Origin of the sequence: Aquimarina algiphila (genome assembly GCF_947494415.1) — a bacterium.
In the GTDB taxonomy this organism is placed as follows: domain Bacteria; phylum Bacteroidota; class Bacteroidia; order Flavobacteriales; family Flavobacteriaceae; genus Aquimarina; species Aquimarina algiphila.
The window spans coordinates 70430-89486 of the sequence record NZ_CANLVC010000001.1 but is presented as its reverse complement, the minus strand read 5'-3'; the positions used below and the strand labels follow the sequence as shown (position 1 = coordinate 89486).

At 32.6% G+C, this 19057-nt stretch carries 16 protein-coding genes; 14 read left to right on the top strand and 2 right to left on the bottom strand.

Translation table 11 applies throughout. The features are described 5' to 3' along the window. Window positions 1-44 precede the first annotated feature (44 nt). Window positions 45-5717, bottom strand: a complete 5673-nt coding sequence (locus tag PQF96_RS00350; protein WP_271764701.1) for a BspA family leucine-rich repeat surface protein — start codon at window positions 5715-5717, stop codon at window positions 45-47. Window positions 5718-6638: 921 nt separating this feature from the next. Between PQF96_RS00350 and PQF96_RS00345 the strand changes: the two genes are divergently transcribed. Further along, the gene (locus PQF96_RS00345; RefSeq protein WP_167571921.1) at window positions 6639-6794 is read left to right on the top strand and encodes a hypothetical protein; all 156 of its coding nucleotides are present in this window, start codon (window positions 6639-6641) and stop codon (window positions 6792-6794) included. Between the two features lie 62 nt (window positions 6795-6856). Here PQF96_RS00345 and PQF96_RS00340 read toward each other — a convergent pair whose 3' ends face one another. Further along, complete coding sequence (locus tag PQF96_RS00340; protein ID WP_271764700.1) at window positions 6857-8101, bottom strand: NAD(P)/FAD-dependent oxidoreductase; 1245 nt, start codon at window positions 8099-8101, stop codon at window positions 6857-6859. 118 nt (window positions 8102-8219) lie between these two features. On the opposite strand from PQF96_RS00340, the gene PQF96_RS00335 reads away from it, so the two are divergent. From PQF96_RS00335 to PQF96_RS00275, 13 genes are all read left to right on the top strand, one after another. Beyond that, a complete protein-coding gene (locus PQF96_RS00335; protein ID WP_143918083.1) occupies window positions 8220-9746 on the top strand; it encodes an HAL/PAL/TAL family ammonia-lyase in 1527 nt (508 codons plus the stop codon). 90 nt (window positions 9747-9836) lie between these two features. Then, complete coding sequence (gene fabG / locus PQF96_RS00330) at window positions 9837-10580, top strand: 3-oxoacyl-ACP reductase FabG (RefSeq protein WP_271764699.1); 744 nt, start codon at window positions 9837-9839, stop codon at window positions 10578-10580. A gap of 20 nt (window positions 10581-10600) precedes the next feature. Next, window positions 10601-11494, top strand: coding sequence for an LpxL/LpxP family acyltransferase (locus tag PQF96_RS00325; protein ID WP_109438516.1), 894 nt, complete (start codon window positions 10601-10603; stop codon window positions 11492-11494). Then, window positions 11481-11936, top strand: a complete 456-nt coding sequence (locus PQF96_RS00320) for a hypothetical protein (protein WP_271764698.1) — start codon at window positions 11481-11483, stop codon at window positions 11934-11936. Before PQF96_RS00325 ends, PQF96_RS00320 begins: the two co-directional genes overlap by 14 nt. Then, entirely contained in the window at window positions 11933-12367 is a 435-nt protein-coding gene (locus PQF96_RS00315; protein ID WP_109438518.1) for an acyl-CoA thioesterase, read from the top strand. The genes PQF96_RS00320 and PQF96_RS00315 overlap by 4 nt, the downstream gene beginning before the upstream one ends. Then, window positions 12360-13505: a beta-ketoacyl-[acyl-carrier-protein] synthase family protein gene (locus tag PQF96_RS00310; protein ID WP_271764697.1), complete on the top strand. Its 1146-nt coding sequence runs from the start codon at window positions 12360-12362 to the stop codon at window positions 13503-13505. Before PQF96_RS00315 ends, PQF96_RS00310 begins: the two co-directional genes overlap by 8 nt. A gap of 10 nt (window positions 13506-13515) precedes the next feature. Further along, complete coding sequence (locus PQF96_RS00305) at window positions 13516-14580, top strand: methyltransferase (RefSeq protein ID WP_271764696.1); 1065 nt, start codon at window positions 13516-13518, stop codon at window positions 14578-14580. 3 nt (window positions 14581-14583) lie between these two features. Then, window positions 14584-15195, top strand: a complete 612-nt coding sequence (locus PQF96_RS00300) for a 3-oxoacyl-ACP synthase (RefSeq protein ID WP_109438521.1) — start codon at window positions 14584-14586, stop codon at window positions 15193-15195. Beyond that, window positions 15186-15449: a phosphopantetheine-binding protein gene (locus PQF96_RS00295; RefSeq protein ID WP_109438522.1), complete on the top strand. Its 264-nt coding sequence runs from the start codon at window positions 15186-15188 to the stop codon at window positions 15447-15449. The genes PQF96_RS00300 and PQF96_RS00295 overlap by 10 nt, the downstream gene beginning before the upstream one ends. Next, entirely contained in the window at window positions 15427-16650 is a 1224-nt protein-coding gene (locus PQF96_RS00290; protein ID WP_408629602.1) for a beta-ketoacyl-[acyl-carrier-protein] synthase family protein, read from the top strand. The genes PQF96_RS00295 and PQF96_RS00290 overlap by 23 nt, the downstream gene beginning before the upstream one ends. Then, window positions 16647-17669: a beta-ketoacyl synthase chain length factor gene (locus PQF96_RS00285; RefSeq protein ID WP_271764695.1), complete on the top strand. Its 1023-nt coding sequence runs from the start codon at window positions 16647-16649 to the stop codon at window positions 17667-17669. The genes PQF96_RS00290 and PQF96_RS00285 overlap by 4 nt, the downstream gene beginning before the upstream one ends. Next, complete coding sequence (locus tag PQF96_RS00280; protein ID WP_271764694.1) at window positions 17666-18433, top strand: polysaccharide deacetylase family protein; 768 nt, start codon at window positions 17666-17668, stop codon at window positions 18431-18433. Before PQF96_RS00285 ends, PQF96_RS00280 begins: the two co-directional genes overlap by 4 nt. Beyond that, window positions 18423-19055, top strand: coding sequence for a LolA family protein (locus tag PQF96_RS00275; protein WP_271764692.1), 633 nt, complete (start codon window positions 18423-18425; stop codon window positions 19053-19055). The genes PQF96_RS00280 and PQF96_RS00275 overlap by 11 nt, the downstream gene beginning before the upstream one ends. The last annotated feature ends 2 nt before the right edge of the window (window positions 19056-19057 follow it).

Genomic DNA, 19057 nt, shown 5'->3' with positions numbered 1-19057 from the left:
TGGCCGAGGTTAAGGGAAAATAAAATACAAGTCCCTTTTATTTTTTAGTTGATATGTAGATATCCTGATTTAAAGGTTGCTGTTCCAATTGAGTTTTGGTATTGTAAGGTGAAAAAATAGGCTCCTGTTGGTAAGACTTTCTTTTTGCCTTTGGCAATTCCTTTAAATAAGGGAGTACCTTTTTGTTCGTAGCCCTCTGCTTCAAATACTTTAGCCCCCCAACGATTATAGATAATAATATTGTTATTTGGGTATTTTACTAATCCAGAAATTCTTAATTCATCATTCAGTCCATCTCCATTTGGAGTAATGACTTCATAGATTGTCAATTCATCCTCATTTTGCAATTCGGTAATTGTAGGGTCTTCACCATCACCATCATCATCATCATCACTATTGGTGTCATCGTTTGGGTCATCAGAAAAGTCAATAATTTCTACATTCATAGGGTCTATACCCGTAACAAAAGCTTGATTTGTTACACTGCTTGTTAGAATGTCATTTTCGGTTAAATCATATATAGCTGTAAATGTAGAGTCATCTATTTCGCCTGGAGCAAGATCAATTGATTCCCCACTAAGCACAATACCAGGTAGAGGATCCGTGATCATAATGTTTGTAATTATTTCACTACCGTTATTTTCAATAACGAATGTATAAACTATTTGATCTCCTGTATTGAGTACACCGTCATTATTAGTATCTTCATATACACCGGTTTTGGATAGCGCTAAATTGGGGTTTGGGGGCACATCATCATCGGTTATAATTGCTGTAGCAGAATTGTTTATTGTGTTTATATTTCCGATACTTGGAAGCGATATTGTCGCGATGATAGTTTCCTGTGGTTCTATTTCGACATCATTAACTACAGGAATGGTTATTATGGTATCTGTATCTCCGTTTACAATCGAGAATGTAATTACATCGGTATAATCAATCCCGTTAGTTGCAGTTCCTGTTAATACTATTGTTCCTGTAATAGCTGTTCCCGTAGCATTTGTAACTCCATTATCTAAGCTTACAGTAAAAGCTGCATTTGAAGTTCCTTCGATAGCATTTACAGGCGATCCAATAGAAATAGTGAGAGCAGCGTTATCATCATCAGTTATGGTTGCTGTGGAAGAGTTATTTACTGTATTTATGTTTCCAATACTTGGAGACGATATCGTAGCAATAATGGTTTCTTGTGGTTCTGCTTCTGTATCATTGGTTACAGGAATAGTTACAATAACATTAGTATCTCCATCGGCAATAGAAAATGAAGCAATATTGGTATAATCTATTCCTTTGGTTGCGGTTCCCGTTAGTAGTAACGTTCCGGTGATAGGTGCTCCCGTAGTATTCGTAACCCCGCCATCTAGACTTACCGTAAAAGTTGCATCTGACGTTCCTTCAACAGCATTTGTAGGTGCTCCTATAGAAATAGTGAGTGCGGCACTATCATCATCGGTTATAGTTGCAGTATCCGAAGTATTAGAGGGATTTATATTTCCAATGCTTGGAGCTGATATTGTGGCAATGATGGTTTCCTGTAATTCTACATTACTGTCATCGATTACAGGGATGGTTATGATAACACTATTATTTCCAGCAGCAATAGAGAATGTAGTTACATTGGTATAATCGATTCCATTGGTAGCTGTTCCTGTTAATGCCATTGTTCCGGTAATAGCAGAACCAGAGGTATTGTTTATTCCTCCATCAATGCTTACAGTAAATGTAGCATCTGTGCTTCCTTCAACAGCATCTGCTGTTTTGGTAATAGAATAGGTGAGCGCTGTAGCATCATCATCTGTTATAGTAGCAGTATCTGTATTATTTGTAGTGTTTATACTTCCAATATTTGGCGCTGATATGGTAGCAATAATGGTTTCTAGTGATTCTATGTCGGTATCATTGGTTACAGGAATAGTTACTATAACATTAGTATCTCCTTCTCGAATAGAAAATGTTGCTACATTGGTATAGTCTGTTCCATTCGTTGCAGTTCCTGTAAGCGTTAATGTTCCGGTAATAACCGCTCCTGTAGTGTTTGTTATTCCTCCGTCAATACTTACTGTAAATGTTGCATCAGAAGTTCCTTCAATCGCATCAGTTGTTTTGATAATAGAATAGGTGAGTGCTGCCCCATCATCATCTGTTATAGTTGCCGTATCAGCATTATTTGTCGTATTTATGCTCCCAATACTTGGAGTTGATATGGTAGCAATAATAGTTTCTTGTGGTTCTACCTCGGTATCATTAGTTACAGGAATAGTCACTAAAACATTATCATCTCCTTTTGAAATAGAAAATGTTGTTACATTGGTATAATCTATCCCGTTGGTTGCAGTTCCGGTAAGCGTTAATAGTCCGGTAATGGCTGCTCCAGTAGTGTTTACTATCCCTCCATCAATGCTTACAGTAAACGTGGCATCAGAAGTTCCTTCAATCGCATCGGTTGTTTTGGTAATAGAATAGGAAAGTGCTGCCCCATCATCATCTGTTATAGTGGCGGTATCAGCATTATTTGTCGTATTTATACTCCCAATACTTGGTACTGATATGGTAGCAATAATAGTTTCTAGTGGTTCTACTTCTGTATCATTGGTTACTGGAATAGTCACTACAGTATTGGTATCTCCATCAGCAATTGAGAACGTTGTTACATCAGTATAATCTGTTCCATTAGTTGCAGTCCCAGTAAGTGTAAGTGTTCCTGTAATAGCTGATCCAGTCTTATTTGTTACTCCACCATCTAAGCTGATTGTGAAAGCCGCATTAGAAGTCCCTTCAACAGCATTTACTGCAGAACCAATAGAAATAGCAAGTGCTGTACTATCATCATCTGTTATGGTTGCGGTATCAGAGTTATTGGTGGTATTTATGCTACCAGTGCTTGGTGCCGATATGGTAGCAATGATAGTTTCTTGAAGTTCTACTTCGGTGTCATCAATGACCGGAATAGTTACAACTACATTAGTATCTCCGTCTGGAATAGAAAATGTCGTTACATTGGTATAATCTGTTCCATTGGTTGCAGTCCCTGTTAGTGTTAGTATTCCTGTAATGGCTGCCCCAGTTGTGTTGGTTATTCCTCCGTCAATGCTCACGGTAAATGTAGCATTCGAAGTCCCTTCGACTGCATCTGTTGTTTTAGTAATAGAATAGACAAGTATTGATGAACATCCTAGCATATCGCCAGTTATAGCCCATAAATTATCATTTATTAATTTCTTTCGAGCATCTCCTCCTAAACAATATGTTAATCCATCAGCTCCCAAAGGGACTCTTGATAGTGTAGTTTGACTTGCCCAGCCTATGAGGGTAGCATCATAGTTCTGTATGGATAAAGCAGAATTAGATAAGGCATCTGTCATAAATGCTATTTTACTGATATCCCAATTTCCAAGATTCTGATTGAACGCGGTAGCGCTATTAAACATATTAGAGATATTTATAACAGCACTAGTATTCCATCCTCCAATATCCTGATTGAATGTTATAGCATTATTAAACATAGAACTCATATCTGTCACCGTACTAGTATCCCAACTACTAATATTTTGATTGAATGCTGTGGCATTATTAAACATAAATTTCATGTCATCTACTTTACTCGTATTCCAGTTAACACCTGAAGTCTCAATGTTTTGATTGAAAGCAATTGCATCACTAAACATATAATCCATCTTTATGACACTACTAGTATCCCAATTACTTATATCTTGATTAAATACAGTGGCATTGTTAAACATTGCAGTCATATTTTCGACTAAACTGGTATTCCAGGTACTGATATTTCCATTAAATGCAATTGCGCCATTAAACGCATTTTGCATCTCTGTAATAGTAGATACATTCCAGTTAGAGAGATCAGCATTTACTGTAGATGCCTGTCGAAATAAATTATTAAATGAAGTAACATTGGATAAATCTGGAGCATTAATGTCATTTATTTGAAAATTGACAGCGTCCCTGAAATTAAGTTTTGAAACTGCTAAATCTCCCCATTGTTCTACAGATAAGATATTGGTAGTATTTATAGGAACTGCTTCAAAATCAAAACTTCCGAATAATCCATCAATCCTCACTGTATGTACACCTGGTGTGGCATAGGTGTGTGTTTTATTGGGAGTAGTTACATTAGTTTCAATAGGTGTTCCGTCTCCCCAATCAATAGAAAAATCATATTGTAGCAACCCTCCATTGTCATCATTTGGTAATGTGATAGTTTCATTTACCGCAGTAGTAGACCAAGTGGTAATAAACAATGAAGAACAATTTAGCCCAGCATCATTTATCGTCCATGAATTTGGAGCATTTGTTAATATGTTGTGAGCAGCATTACTCAAGCAGTATGTTAGTCTATCTGCACCTAAAGTAAGTCCAGACTGTACGGTTTGATTTGCCCATCCTATTAATGTTGCATCATAATTGAGCGTTGATAAACCAGAGTTGGATAACGTATTAAACAATGAAGTTACATTACTGATATTCCAATCTCCAAGATTTTGATTGAATGCTGTAGCGCTATTAAACATGAATGACATACTCAAAACACCACTAGTGTCCCATCCATTAATATCTTGATTAAATGCTCTGGCATTGGCGAACATAAACGACATAGTCCTTACTTTACTAGTAATCCAACCTCCAATATCCTGATTAAATGAATCTGTGCCAGCAAACATACTACTCATGGTTGTTACTTCACTTGTAATCCAACTCCCAATATCCTGGTTAAATGTGTCTGCACTGGCAAACATAAAATTCATGTTTAGAACTTTGCTGGTATCCCAACCGCTAATATCTCCATTAAATGCTGTAGCACTATTAAACATAAAGTTCATGTCGGTTACTTTACTGGTAATCCAACCTCCGATTTCCTGATTGAATGCAGTGGCACCATTAAACATACCAGTCATACTAACCACTTCATTTGTAACCCAACCCCCGATATCCTGATTGAATGCTATAGCATTAAAAAACATAGTGGACGTATTCGTTACTTTACTGATATTCCAACCTCCAATATTCTGATTAAATACTAAAGCACCAGCAAACATATCGATCATACTTGTCACTTCTCCTGTGTTCCAGGTAGTGATATCGCCATTAAAAGATGTTGCATCACGAAAAGTTTCATTCATACTGGTAATCCCAGATACATCCCAATTAGAGAGGTTTGCATTCACTGTAGATGCACCATTAAATAAATCATCAAAAGAAGTGATCTTAGATAAGTCTGGAGCATTAGTATCGTTTATTTGAAACCTCGAAGCACCACTGAAACTAAGTTTTGATACGGACAAACTTCCCCACTGATCAACCGATAATAAATTATTTGCACTTGTACTTGTGGGAGTACCTGTAAAGTCAAATTCTTCGAACAGTCCATTTATCCGAACCGTATAAGTGCCGGGAGTTACATATGTATGTTGTTTACCTGGGGTAGTAACATTGTTTTCGATTACCCCATCTCCCCAGTCAATGGTAAAGTTATACCCAGAAGCGACTCCACTATTCGGTAGTGTTATAGTTTCATTTGCAGCAGTAGTTTCCCAAGTAGTGATGAAATCTTGAGCATTAATTGATAAACCAATTAAGAAAAAAAAGTAGACAACTATTTTGGATTTTATTTCTATACTAGATAGAATTCTTACATTATAAATTGTGTGAGAACCCTTATAACAATCCTTAAATTTTATGATTTTTAGGAGTAATGTTTTCATCACATATTGATAATTTAATTGGGGTTTATTAAAATAAAAATATATCCTAAGTGGATAAATTACTGGTATCGAAGAATGTCATGTTACAACTACCGTGGAGTATTTAATATTTTAATATTCAGGTTTTGTGTGTTTAAAAAAAGACAATGCATTTTCAGCACGAGTAATTAATGAATGATGTTCTAAAAAAAAATGTATAGCTACAATAACTATAGAACTCATAAGAAAGAAAGAATACATTAATTGTACTGAGCACAAAGCATTTGAAATAACTTCATGATTGGGTAGAGAAGAAAATGAAAATGTTATAAAACATTGAACTACAAATAAAATAGGGGTAATTTTATGCATATTAACTTTTTTTAAGTTCAAGAGAAAAACATGATGGTATTTTCTACTTTAAATCAATACTATTTTTAATTTCTTAAAAGACATTCTGTTAAGTCATTTGAAATTCAAATCAAGAAATAAATAAGAAACTAATTATTGATAGATTTTCTAATTTTGCGATTTTGTTATTTATTTCTCAATTCTCAAATCTTTAACTCTATAGAAACAAATGTAGAAGGATAAGCAATGTTTTAAGGATAAATACGGTATACAAAAGGTTACTCTTGATGAACAAAAGGTCTTAAAAAGGAAACAAAAGGTATACAAATCTGTTAATACATGTATAAAATAGCCAATAGATCAATTAAATGGCATCAGAATTGACTGAAGGAATAGTATTAGTAAAAACGTTAAAAAGACAGTATTAGTATATAGGTAGAACAAATTTATATTTCATTTTTAATTATATATGTATAATAGTTATTTAAGAAAAATTAAAACTAGAAATATAAGTATTGTCGCATCTTGTAATTAATATCTAATTACCCCACGAAAACTTTGTCCTTGTTTCTGTTATTGTCTATATTACATATGATTAATTTAATTATTATTATGAACAAGGATGCTATTTTCAAAAAAGAAACCTTTCAGGAAATTTCTAAAAAACAGATGAGAATAATACAGGGAGGTAGTTATGAAGCATGGCCAGCTAAATGGTATGTGCCATCCGATGAAAATGATAGTTAGATACATTTTACCTTATCTATTGCGATAGCAAACCCTATTTTAAAAAGAAACTTTTTTGATATTTAGACTTCTTGACTATTTTCAAGTCTAATAACATGTGCAACAGTGCCAATAAGTCTGTCATGATTTTTTACAAAAGGGTTAGTTTTATCCCAGACATAACCAGCTAATACAGCGCAGATTTGCTTTTTAATTTCAGGATTGTCAGTACCTTCAAAAAAGACTGTTTGCAAGTTTCCTGTGTACCATTCTTTAACATAACTGCTAAAAACAGTTGTACCTTCTATAATATAATCTGCATATTTTTTCTGCCAATCTACAGTTTCATTATTAAGCTCTTTTACTATGAGTTTTGCTGCAAGCAATCCAGATTCTGTAGCAAATGTCACTCCAGATGAAAACACAGGATCCAAAAACTCTGCACTATTTCCTGTAAGTGCAAAGCCTTTGCCAAATAATTTCTTTACAGATTTTGAATAATTTTTAATAATAATGGGTTCAAATAGAAAATCGACATCTTTAAATCTTTCGTGATAGTATTTAGAAAGTTTCAACATACTTTGTAATTTTTTAGTTGTATTACCTTCAAAGTTGTCTAATACTTCATTTTTACACACATAACCAATACTCGTTTTTCCGTTTGAAAATGGAATAACCCATAACCAACAATCCTTATCGATAACGTCAAAAGTAATTAAAGTTCCTTCTCTCCCTTTTGGTCTGTGAATATCTTCTACATGGGTAAATATAGAGGAATGCTTGGGTATCTTTGAAGGCTTATCTAAATCTAAAAGTCGTGGCAAAACACGACCAAAACCGCTAGAATCAATTATATATTTAGCTTTAATGACGTATTGCTCTTTTGTTTTTGTTTTTACGGTGGTTTTAGATATCCCATTTTTTTCAAACTCGACATCAACAACTTCATGTCCAAATGCAATATCGACTCCTTTCTCTTTAAGCTTGTCGGTTAATAACAAATCAAAATTGGCTCTTGGGACTTGCCAGGTCCAATTATAACCTTCTGTATGTTTTTTACTGAAATCAAATTCACAAAAAGTATCTTCTCTTATAAATCGAGCACCACTTTTTATTTCAAACCCATACTCTTTAATCGTATCTAATAATCCTACTTCTTCAAAATGGTCCATACACCTGGGCAAAAGGCTTTCACCAATTACAAAGCGCGGAAATTCGCTTTTTTCTATAACTTTAATATTGGCTCCTTTATTATGTAAATAAGCAGCGGCAACGCATCCAGAAGGTCCCGCACCTATGATTAAAACATCAATTTCTATATCTTGCATGTACTAATGGATATAACCAATTAATTATTATATTTTTGTGAATTAGAATATTTACCATCCAATTTTAGGAAGTAAACATAACACTATTATAATAAAAACTACTGAGATTTAATCCTATATGATCACAATTAAGGGAGCATTAGACCTAAATACATTTTATAAAATAATCTTTGAAAATGAATCTGTCGCAATCGATAATCAAATAAAAGCTAATGTTAACGCTAGTTTTGAATTCTTAAAAGAATTTTCTGCAAATAAAGTAATATATGGTGTGAATACTGGTTTTGGTCCAATGGCACAGTATAAAATAAAGGATGAAGAACGCATTAATTTACAATATAACCTTATAAGAAGTCATGCGTCTGGTTCTGGAAATCTAATTCCGCAAAAATATGTAAGAGCAACCATGTTAGCACGCCTTAATACTTTGTCTTTGGGAAGATCAGGTGTTCATAGTTCTGTAATTAACTTAATGACTACGTTAATTAATAAAAATATTACACCAGTAATATATGAGCATGGTGGTGTTGGTGCAAGTGGTGATTTGGTGCAATTAGCACACTTAGCTTTAACACTTATAGGTGAAGGTGAAGTTATCTATAAAGGAGAACGTGAGCTGACTAAAACTGTATTTGAAAGAGAAAATTTAAAACCAATTTCTGTAGAAATCAGAGAAGGAATAGCGTTAATGAATGGTACATCTGTAATGACTGGAATTGGTGTGGTCAATACTATTTATACCAGGAGATTACTTAATTGGATGGTTTCTATTTCGGCTTCAATAAATGAAATTGTAAAAGCATATGATGATCATTTATCATTAGAACTCAATCAATCTAAAAAACATATTGGTCAGCGAGAAATTGCTAAAATGATGCGCCAGCATTTGCAAGATAGTTCGCTAGTGAGAAAACGAGAACACCATCTTTATACAGATACAGATGAAGTCGATGTCTTTGAGGATAAAGTACAAGAATATTATTCGCTTCGTTGTGTTCCACAAATTTTAGGGCCTGTTTTAGATACATTGAATACGGTTGAAAGAATCCTGTTCGAAGAAATAAATTCTGCCAATGATAATCCTATTATCGATTTAGAAAACAAACATGTCTATCATGGAGGTAATTTTCATGGAGATTATGTGTCCTTAGAAATGGATAAGCTAAAATTAGTAGTGACAAAAATGAGTATGCTTGCTGAGCGACAACTTAATTATTTAGTAAACCCCAAATTAAATGATATTCTGCCGGCTTTTGTAAATTTGGGTACTTTGGGACTTAATTTTGGTATGCAGGGTTCGCAATTTACTGCAACATCTACAACAGCTGAAAATCAAATGTTGTCAAATTCAATGTATGTGCATAGTATTCCTAATAATAATGACAATCAGGATATTGTAAGCATGGGAACCAATGCTGCACTTATTACTAAAAAAGTGATTGAAAATGCTTTTGAAGTTGTAGCTATAGAGCTTATTACTATTATACAAGCAATAGAATACTTAGAAGTACAGAACGAAGTATCTTCAAAAACTAGAAAAATGTATGAAGATATTCGAAAAATTGTTCCTAAATTTAAAGAAGACATTATTATGTATCCTTATATTAATGAAGTGAAAAATTATATCATTAATAACGAAATTTAAATCTATAAGATTTTTAAAAGAGAAAAATGAATTTTTCGAAGAGGCATGATACAAAAATGAGGAACTATTTAGATCGTAGATTTTAATTCAATGAGTGACCAAAAAAAATATGTATTAGTAACTGGTGGCTCTCGTGGTATTGGTAGAGCCATTTGTATACAACTTGCAAAAGACACTGACTATTCTATTTTAATTAATTACCATACCAATGAAGATGCTGCTAGTGAAACGCTAAACTCAATTAAAGAACTAGGTGGATCTGGTGAAATTATAAAATTTGATGTTTCTGATTTTAATGATGTGAAGCAACAATTAGACGATTGGAACAATACACACGAAAATACTATAATTGAAGTACTTGTCAATAATGCTGGTATCACTAAAGATGGCCTGTTTTTATGGATGCAACCCAACGATTGGAATTCTGTAATACAAACAAATCTCAATAGCTTTTATAACGTGACCAATCATGTATTAAAAGATATGTTGCTAAATAAATACGGTAGAATCATCAATATGGTATCTGTTTCTGGACTTAAAGGGACTGTTGGTCAGACGAACTATGCTGCATCAAAAGGGGCTATTATTGCGGCAACTAAATCATTAGCTCAAGAAATTGCAAAGAAAAATGTTACGGTTAATGCAGTTGCACCTGGATTTATTAAAACCGATATGACGATAGATTTGGATGAAAAAGAATTAAAAAGACTAATTCCGGCTAATCGCTTTGGACATCCAGAAGAAGTCGCACAATTAGTGTCATTTCTTGCATCTAAAAATTCATCTTATATCACAGGTGAAATCATTAATATTAACGGAGGGATTTATTCATAAACTAGACTGAAGAAAGAAAAATGGCTGAAGAATGGGATGGAAAATCCAGAGGTACCGTTTTTGGATTTAAAGTGTTTGTATTTTTTATCAAGAATTTCGGTATCAATGCTGCTTATGCTTTAATGCATTTGCCAATTCCTTATTTTTGTTTATTCTCCAGAAAAAATGTAAAAGGTCTTAGTTATTATTTTAGGAAACGACTTGGCTATTCTTGGTTAAAAAGTTCGATTAGTATTTACAAAACCTATTATGTTTTTGGTCAAACACTTATTGATAAAATTGCAATTCCTTCTGGATTAAGAAAAGGCTACACTTTTCATTTTGATGGAGAAAACTTATTAGAAGAAGCACTATCTAAACAAAAAGGAGGCATTTTGATAAGCGCTCATGTTGGTAATTTTGAATTGGCACAATATTTTTTTAAGGAACGATTGACCGATACATCTATAAGCATTGTCATAACAGATCAAGATCATCAAGACATTAAAGAATACTTGGATCAGTATAGGCAAAGAGATGAAATACACTTTATTATTGTAAAAGACGATTTTTCTCATATTTTTGAAATTAATGCAGCGCTAGCCCAAAATAAAATAATTTGTATCGCAGGTGATCGGTATTTAAAAGATACAAAATGTATAGAAGAAGAACTGCTTGGTAAAACAGCAAGATTTCCCGTAGGACCTTTCTATCTGGGTAGTCGTCTTAATGTACCTGTTTTGTTTGTTTATGTTATGCGCGAACCAAAAAAACACTACCATTTATATGCAAGACACGTTGATGTTAAAGCTAGGGATGCGCAAGATTTATTAAGGAAGTTTACTCAAAACCTAGAATATATGGTAAGGAAATATCCTTTACAATGGTTTAATTTTTACGATTTTTGGCAAGACAAAAAAAATGGAAGAGCATAATCAATTAAAATCACCAATATCAGACTTAAAGCATATAGAAAAGTTATTGCCACATCGCAAACCAATGATTATGGTGGATACTCTGGAATATTTTTCGATAAAAAAAGGAGTTTCTCGATTTTCAATTTCTGAAAACAATATATTCGTTAGTAATGGTTTTTTTTCTGAAACAGGCGTCTTAGAGCATATGGCGCAAACCGCTGCTTTGTATATGGGCTATAAACAATCTCTTGATAATATTAAAACCAAAGAAGGATTTATTGGAGCGATTAAATCGAGTCAAATTATAAGTCTTCCAAAACTAAATGATATCTTATCTACTGAAATAGAGGTTGTTTATCAAATTGCCAATATGACTATGGTGAAAATAGAATCTTCGGTAAATGGAAAAATTATTGCTGTATCAGAAATGAGCACACTACTAAAAGATGAGATAGAATGAATGAAAAAGGAGAACTTATAGCACAATATAAGGTAAGAATCAGGTTTAGTGAAACTGATGCTTTAGGTATAGTGTGGCATGGTAACTATTTAAAATATTTTGAAGATGGTCGTGAAGCTTTCGGAAGGAAATTTAATATTTCATATCTTAATGCTAAAGAAAATGGCTACGCAACACCTATTGTGAAAACCGTTACAGAACATAAATTGCCTCTTAAATATGGGGAAATTGCAACTGTGAAAACGTATTATGTAAATACGGCATCAGCAAAATTGATATTTAGATATATTATAACTAATGAGACTGATGAAATTGTGTGTACTGGCGAAACCGTTCAGGTGTTTACCAATTTAAAAGACAACACAATGTCTCTAATTCTTCCAGAGTTTTTCAAAGCTTGGAAAATACAACAAAATTTACTTGATGCGTAAAGTCTATTTATCACATAACTCTATTATATCATCATTAGGTTTTGACAGTGACACTGTTGTTAAAAAGATAAAAGATGAAGTTTCTGGAATTTCTTTAATTAATGATAAAACTCTATTTCATAATCCTTTCTATGGATCTGTAATTAACAAAACTATTTTAAAACATAAATTTGAAGCCTTAAAAACCGAAGAGAACTATACCGTTTTAGAACAAATGATGTTATTATCATTAAACAAGGTTATAGAAGCGTCAAATATTACTATTGATGAATCTGTTGGTTTGATTATTTCAACAACAAAAGGGAATATTGATGTACTGGATAAGACTAGCGATTTTCCAAAATCATATGCTTATCTATCACGTTTGGGAAAAGTTTTAAGGAATCACTTTCTATTCAAAACAGAACCTTTAGTAGTTTCAAATGCTTGTGTATCTGGTATATTGTCTATTTCCGTGGCAAAAAGATTGATTCATGAAAATGTATATAAACATGTTTTTCTGGTTAGTGGTGATTTAGTGTCTAAGTTTGTTTTATCAGGTTTCAATTCGTTTCAAGCATTGAGTAATTCTATTTGTAAACCGTATTCAAAAGATAGAACTGGTATTAACATTGGTGAAGCTATTGCAAGTATTTTAATCACATCAGATACAAATTATCTTACCGAAGAAAGTGTTGAAGTATTAGGAGAAGCAACTTGTAATGATGCCAATCACATTTCTGGTCCGTCTCGATCTGGCGAAGGGTTATATCGATGTGTTAGTGCTGCGATGAAAGAAGCAGCTGTAACCTCAAAAGATATAGATTATATATCCGCACATGGTACTGCCACTATATTTAATGACGAGATGGAAGCTGTAGCTTTCAATAGATTAGATTTTCAAAATATACCGCTGAATAGTTTAAAAGGTTATTTTGGTCACACATTAGGTTCATCTGGATTAGTTGAAACCATTATAGGTATGCATAGCTTAAAACAAAATACTTTATTTTATTCAAAAGGTTTTACGAGCTTAGGTGTTTCAAAACCATTACAAATAATTGAAAAAACAAAACAACAACAATTAGATATTTTCTTAAAAACAGCTTCAGGATTTGGAGGCGCTAATACAGCACTGTTGTTAAAAAGTGTATCATAAAATATCACTCATGCCAAAAAAAGAACTAAGAGCCATTGAGGCATTGGAGGAAGCTCAAAAAATTGCTTTCGCCCCATTTGTTTTTCAATCTACAGTAAGTTTAAAAAAATTAGGTGTTTTAGATTATATTTTTGAAAAACGCGATAGTGGTGGAGTTTCAATTAATGAAATTTCTAAAAACTTATCCGTTAGCATTTATGGATTAGGAGTGTTATTAGAAATTGCAGAAAGTTCGGACATCGTTATTAAAGATGATGAACAAAAATATCAACTTACTAAAACGGGTTATTTTTTAAACTATCATAAAACGGTAGGAGTTAATCTCAATTTTACAAATGATGTTTGCTATGAAGGTCTTTTTTATCTAAATGATGCCATTAAAGAAAAGAAACCTTCTGGTTTAAAGGTTTTTGGGAAATGGGATACTATTTATGATGGTTTATCCCAATTGAGCCCAGAAGTCCAAAAATCATGGTTTGAATTCGATCACTATTATTCAGATGGTATTTTCGAGGAAGCTTTAATACGTGTATTTAAAAACCAGCCAAAGACTATTTATGATATAGGAGGCAATACAGGGAAATTTGCATTGCAATGTTTTAATCATGATAGAGATGTTAATGTCCATATTTTTGATTTACCAGGACAACTCAAAAAAGCTTTGACGAATATTAAAAATAACGGTTTTAATGATAGGGTTTTTGCTCATGAGATTAATTGGTTAAAACCAAATCCCCAAATACCAAAAGGAGCTGATCTTATTTGGATGAGTCAGTTTTTAGATTGTTTCTCAGAAGATAAAATTCTTACCATACTAAAAACCTGTGTATCTTCTATGAATGAAAACACAGAGCTCATCATTGTTGAAACATTTACAGATCGACAAAAATTTGATACGGCTCGTTTTTCATTAGAAGCTACTTCTTTATATTTCACAGCACTAGCCAATGGGACTAGTAAAATGTATTCTGCAGCAATTTTTGAAACGTTAATTAAAAAAGCTGGACTATCACTTAATGAAGATCATCAATTGGGAGAGTTTCATACCATGATGGTTTGCTCAAAAACACTATAGAATTTGAATTCTAAATTCAACATAAACGCATATAGTCATATTAGAAACGATAAAATTTCTCTAAATGGAGACATCGTTTTTGAAGATGAAACCAAAGATTTTTCAGCTTTTATAAAAAGTGCATATAAATCACAAGGTATGGATTATCCAAAATTCTTTAAAATGGATAATTTAAGTAAATTGGCTTTTATTGCAGCAGATCTCATTCTGCAAAGCATAAGTAATTCAGAAGAGAATATTGCCATCATACTATCTAATAAAGCATCTAGTTTAGATACAGACAGAAAGTATCAGGAATCTATTTCAGACAGTAATAATTATTTTCCGAGCCCTTCAGTTTTTGTCTATACATTACCTAATATTTGTATAGGTGAAATTTGTATAAAACATCAGTTATTTTCTGAAAATAGTTTTTTTATATTTGACAACTTTAACCCACACCATTTATGGATACAAACCGAACACCTTTTAAAAACAAAAAAGGCGAATAAAGTACTTTGTGGTTGGGTTGATTTTGATGATTCTAGTTATGATGCTTTTCTATATTTAGTAGAAGAACACGGTGATTTAAATCATACTATTAAAGACATAAAACAACTATATCTATGCCAGTAAAAGAATTGAGAGAAGAATTGAAAGAGAAAATTATAGAACAATTAAACCTTGAAGAATTCTCTGTGAGTGATATTGATGATGATGCAGCTCTTTTTGGCGATGGACTAGGTTTAGATTCTATCGATGCGTTAGAACTTATTGTAATGCTTGATAAAGATTATGGTATTCAACTAACGGATCCTAAAGAAGGCAAAGAAGTTTTTAAATCCATCACAGTTTTAGCTGATTATATTGCAGAACGAACAAACAAATAAAAATATCGTACCACGTGTTGTTGTTACAGGAATGGGAATTATTTCTGCAATTGGTAATTCTGTGGAAGCCAATAAAAAAGCGTTATTAGCTTCAAAAAGTGGTATTGGTCCTATTTCAAAAATTAATACAATTCATGCCGAACGGATAAAAGTTGGTGAGGTTATTTTTTCTAATGATGAATTAGTATCTCAATTACAATTACCAGAAGATAATAATTTTACCAGGACCGCTTTATTAGGTTTGTTTGCAGCTAAAAAAGCAGTAGAAAATGCTGAAATTTTAGATATTAATAGTTATAAAACAGGGCTGATTTCTTCCACTACTGTTGGTGGAATGGACAAAACCGAACAACACTTAAAACAATTTAGTTCATCTTCTGAAAGTCAGAAATATATTTCTAGCCATCATGCAGGTGATAGTACCAAAAAAATTGCTAAGTACCTTGGGGTTAACGAGTTTTCAACCACAATGAGTACAGCTTGCTCTTCGGCTACAAATGCCATAATGTTAGGAGCACGACTTATAAAAGCGGGCAAATTAGAACGTGTTATTGTTGGTGGAACTGATGCGCTTGCAAAATTCACAATCAATGGTTTTAAAACCTTAATGATTTTGTCAGAGGATGTTTGTCAACCTTTTGATGAACACAGAAAAGGACTTAATTTAGGCGAAGGTGCTGCTTATCTTGTATTAGAGTCTGAAAAGATTGCAAAAAAAGAAGGTAAATCCATTATGGCTTACATTTCGGGTTATGCCAATGCTAATGATGCGTTTCATCAAACGGCTTCATCTGAAAATGGTCAAGGAGCCTATTTAGCGATGCAAAAAGCCCTGAATTTAGCTCAATTAAAACCAAAACAAATTGATTATATAAATGCCCATGGAACAGCCACACCAAATAATGACCTTTCAGAAAGTATTGCGATAAAACGTGTTTTTGGAAACGATATACCTGACTTTAGTTCTACAAAAGGATATACAGGTCATACTTTAGCAGCTGCAGGTGCTGTTGAAGCTGTGTATTCTGTATTAGCGTTGCAAGAGCAAACCGCATTTCCTAACCTTAATTTTAAGTCCAAAATCAATGAAACAGGTTTGATACCCGTTACAGAAATTAAGAAAAAACCAATTCATCATGTGTTATCAAATTCTTTTGGTTTTGGTGGTAACTGTTCTGCATTAATCTTATCAAAAGAATGAGAGATTGTTATATACATAGCGCAGTTTCAATTTCTGCTCAAAATACATTTCCTAATGAAGATTTTTTATTAGATGTCATTAAATACAATGCAAAAAAAATACAAGCTGTCTATCCAAATTACAAAGATTTTATTTCACCAGTGGTTACGAGACGAATGCAGACAGGAGTGAAAATGGGAGTTGTCGCAGCAAACAAAGCTCTGCAGATCGCCAAATTAAATGAGCCTGATGCCATTATTACAGGCACAGGAATGGGCTGTATTACAGATACAGAAAAATTCTTAAATAGTATTATTGACAATGATGAAACTTATTTAACACCAACATCTTTTATACAATCTACACATAATACTGTTGGTGCTCAAATTGCATTAGGCCTTAAATGTAACAACTATAACAATACCTATACTCATGGAAGTTTATCATTTGAATCTGCTTTAATAGATGCGCAATTACTGCTTCAAGAACAGGAAGCAAGACATGTTTTAGTAGGTGGTATTGATGAATTGGGTACTGAGTTTGTTGATTATGTTCAGATGATAGAAGCTAACAAAAACAAAAGTATTGGTGTACCTTTTAGTGAAGGGGCTACATTTATTGTTTTATCTTCTGAAAAGAAAGAAAACGCAATTAAATTACAAGATATCATTACAATATCCGAGGCGTCAAAAGAAGAACTAATTCTAAAATTAGAAGATTTTCTAGCTCTAAATAATATGGATGTTAAAGCTATTGATGCCATAATTCTAGGAGATAATGGGGATATGTATGATGATTATTATGAACATATAACCATTTCTTTATTTTCTAATGCTTCACAAATAAAGTATAAACACTTATCTGGAGAATTTCATACAGCTTCTGCTTTTGCCTTTTGGTTAGGAATTAATGTACTCCAAAAACAACATATTCCTGCGGAAGTTTTGAAAAATTCAGGAGAAAATAAATCCATTAAAACGCTATTGCTTTATAACCAATGTAAAGGTAAAGATCATAGTTTTATTTTACTGAAAACATGATGAAATTTAGGATTATAACGACTCTTTCGATTGTGGCAATACTTGGGTTGTTGGCTAGTAATTTATATTTCGGTAGCTCCTGGCTTTGGATTTTGTTACCTATTACGATTTGGTTGTTAGTTACAGCAATAGGTTCATTTATAATGAGCTACAATTATTTCTTAACTTCGTTTATATCTAGTAATTCTATAATATCAAAGAAAATAGCACTCACATTCGATGATGGTCCACATCCGGAGCTTACGTATTCTATTCTAGATGTTTTAGATCGTTTTAATGCTAAAGCTACTTTTTTCTGTATAGGAAAACAGATTGAAAAATACCCTGAAGTTTTAAAAGAAATTGTAAAAAGAGGACATGCTATAGGAAATCATTCGTACTCGCACAGTAATTTTATAGATTTTTCGTCTCAACGAAAATGGTTAGAAGAAATTCGAAAAACAGATTCGATTATTAAAAAGAGTATAGGTGAGTCTTCAAATCTTTTCAGACCGCCTTTTGGCGTAACAACACCTAACCTTGCTAAAGCAATAAAAGAAACCAAACATCATGTTATAGGGTGGGATAATAGATCGTTTGATACAGTATTAAAAAACAAAACCTTAGTTTTAAAACGAATTGTAAAACATATTTCGCCTGGTGGTATTATTTTGCTTCATGATACACAACCAAATACAGTATACGTTTTGGAACGTTTATTGATTCATCTAAAACAACATCAGTTTGAAGCCGTAACCATAAATAATTTACTGGATGAAATGTAAATGTTACTTTATATTATTTTTGTTTTTTTCTAACTTCATATCAATTAATGCTCAAGTTGAACTGAGTACGAATGAGCAAAAAATATTTAAATCAAAAGTAATTGCAAAGGCAAATAGTACGCAAAGTATGTTGAGTGATTTTGTACAAAAAAAACATCTTAGTATTATGGATAATGCTATTGTTTCTGAAGGGAAATTAGCATTTAAATCACAAAAGTTAGTGAAGTGGGAGTACACAAAACCTTATAAAAATATTGCAATTTTTAAAGATGACAAGCTCTACGTAACCAACGACGGTAAAAAAGAAACACTTAATTTAAAATCTAATAAACTTTTTAAAAGTCTAAATTCACTCGTCGTTAACAGTATAAAAGGAGATATGTTTGATAATGAACAATTTGATATTTCTTATTTTAAAACAGACACAGATTATTTAATACATTTTCTTCCGAAGGAAAAAAAAATAAGACGATTTGTTACTGAGTTTCAATTAAAATTTTCTAAAACAACCACAGAAGTCGAAGAGATTAAGTTAATAGAACCAAATGATGATTACACAACGATCACTTTTAGAAACAAGCAATTAAATACTAAAATTTCTGATGAGACTTTTAAACATTAAAT

What these genes read in the sequence shown, in the direction of transcription:
- PQF96_RS00350 (WP_271764701.1), bottom strand. Translation starts at nt 5,717, where the DNA reads ATGAAAACATTACTCCTAAAAATCATAAAATTTAAGGATTGTTATAAG.
- PQF96_RS00310 (WP_271764697.1), top strand. Translation starts at nt 12,360, where the DNA reads ATGCGTAAAGTCTATTTATCACATAACTCTATTATATCATCATTAGGT.
- PQF96_RS00340 (WP_271764700.1), bottom strand. Translation starts at nt 8,101, where the DNA reads ATGCAAGATATAGAAATTGATGTTTTAATCATAGGTGCGGGACCTTCT.
- PQF96_RS00315 (WP_109438518.1), top strand. Translation starts at nt 11,933, where the DNA reads ATGAATGAAAAAGGAGAACTTATAGCACAATATAAGGTAAGAATCAGG.
- fabG (WP_271764699.1), top strand. Translation starts at nt 9,837, where the DNA reads ATGAGTGACCAAAAAAAATATGTATTAGTAACTGGTGGCTCTCGTGGT.
- PQF96_RS00345 (WP_167571921.1), top strand. Translation starts at nt 6,639, where the DNA reads ATGATTAATTTAATTATTATTATGAACAAGGATGCTATTTTCAAAAAA.
- PQF96_RS00320 (WP_271764698.1), top strand. Translation starts at nt 11,481, where the DNA reads ATGGAAGAGCATAATCAATTAAAATCACCAATATCAGACTTAAAGCAT.
- PQF96_RS00335 (WP_143918083.1), top strand. Translation starts at nt 8,220, where the DNA reads ATGATCACAATTAAGGGAGCATTAGACCTAAATACATTTTATAAAATA.
- PQF96_RS00305 (WP_271764696.1), top strand. Translation starts at nt 13,516, where the DNA reads ATGCCAAAAAAAGAACTAAGAGCCATTGAGGCATTGGAGGAAGCTCAA.
- PQF96_RS00280 (WP_271764694.1), top strand. Translation starts at nt 17,666, where the DNA reads ATGATGAAATTTAGGATTATAACGACTCTTTCGATTGTGGCAATACTT.
- PQF96_RS00285 (WP_271764695.1), top strand. Translation starts at nt 16,647, where the DNA reads ATGAGAGATTGTTATATACATAGCGCAGTTTCAATTTCTGCTCAAAAT.
- PQF96_RS00325 (WP_109438516.1), top strand. Translation starts at nt 10,601, where the DNA reads ATGGCTGAAGAATGGGATGGAAAATCCAGAGGTACCGTTTTTGGATTT.
- PQF96_RS00275 (WP_271764692.1), top strand. Translation starts at nt 18,423, where the DNA reads ATGAAATGTAAATGTTACTTTATATTATTTTTGTTTTTTTCTAACTTC.
- PQF96_RS00295 (WP_109438522.1), top strand. Translation starts at nt 15,186, where the DNA reads ATGCCAGTAAAAGAATTGAGAGAAGAATTGAAAGAGAAAATTATAGAA.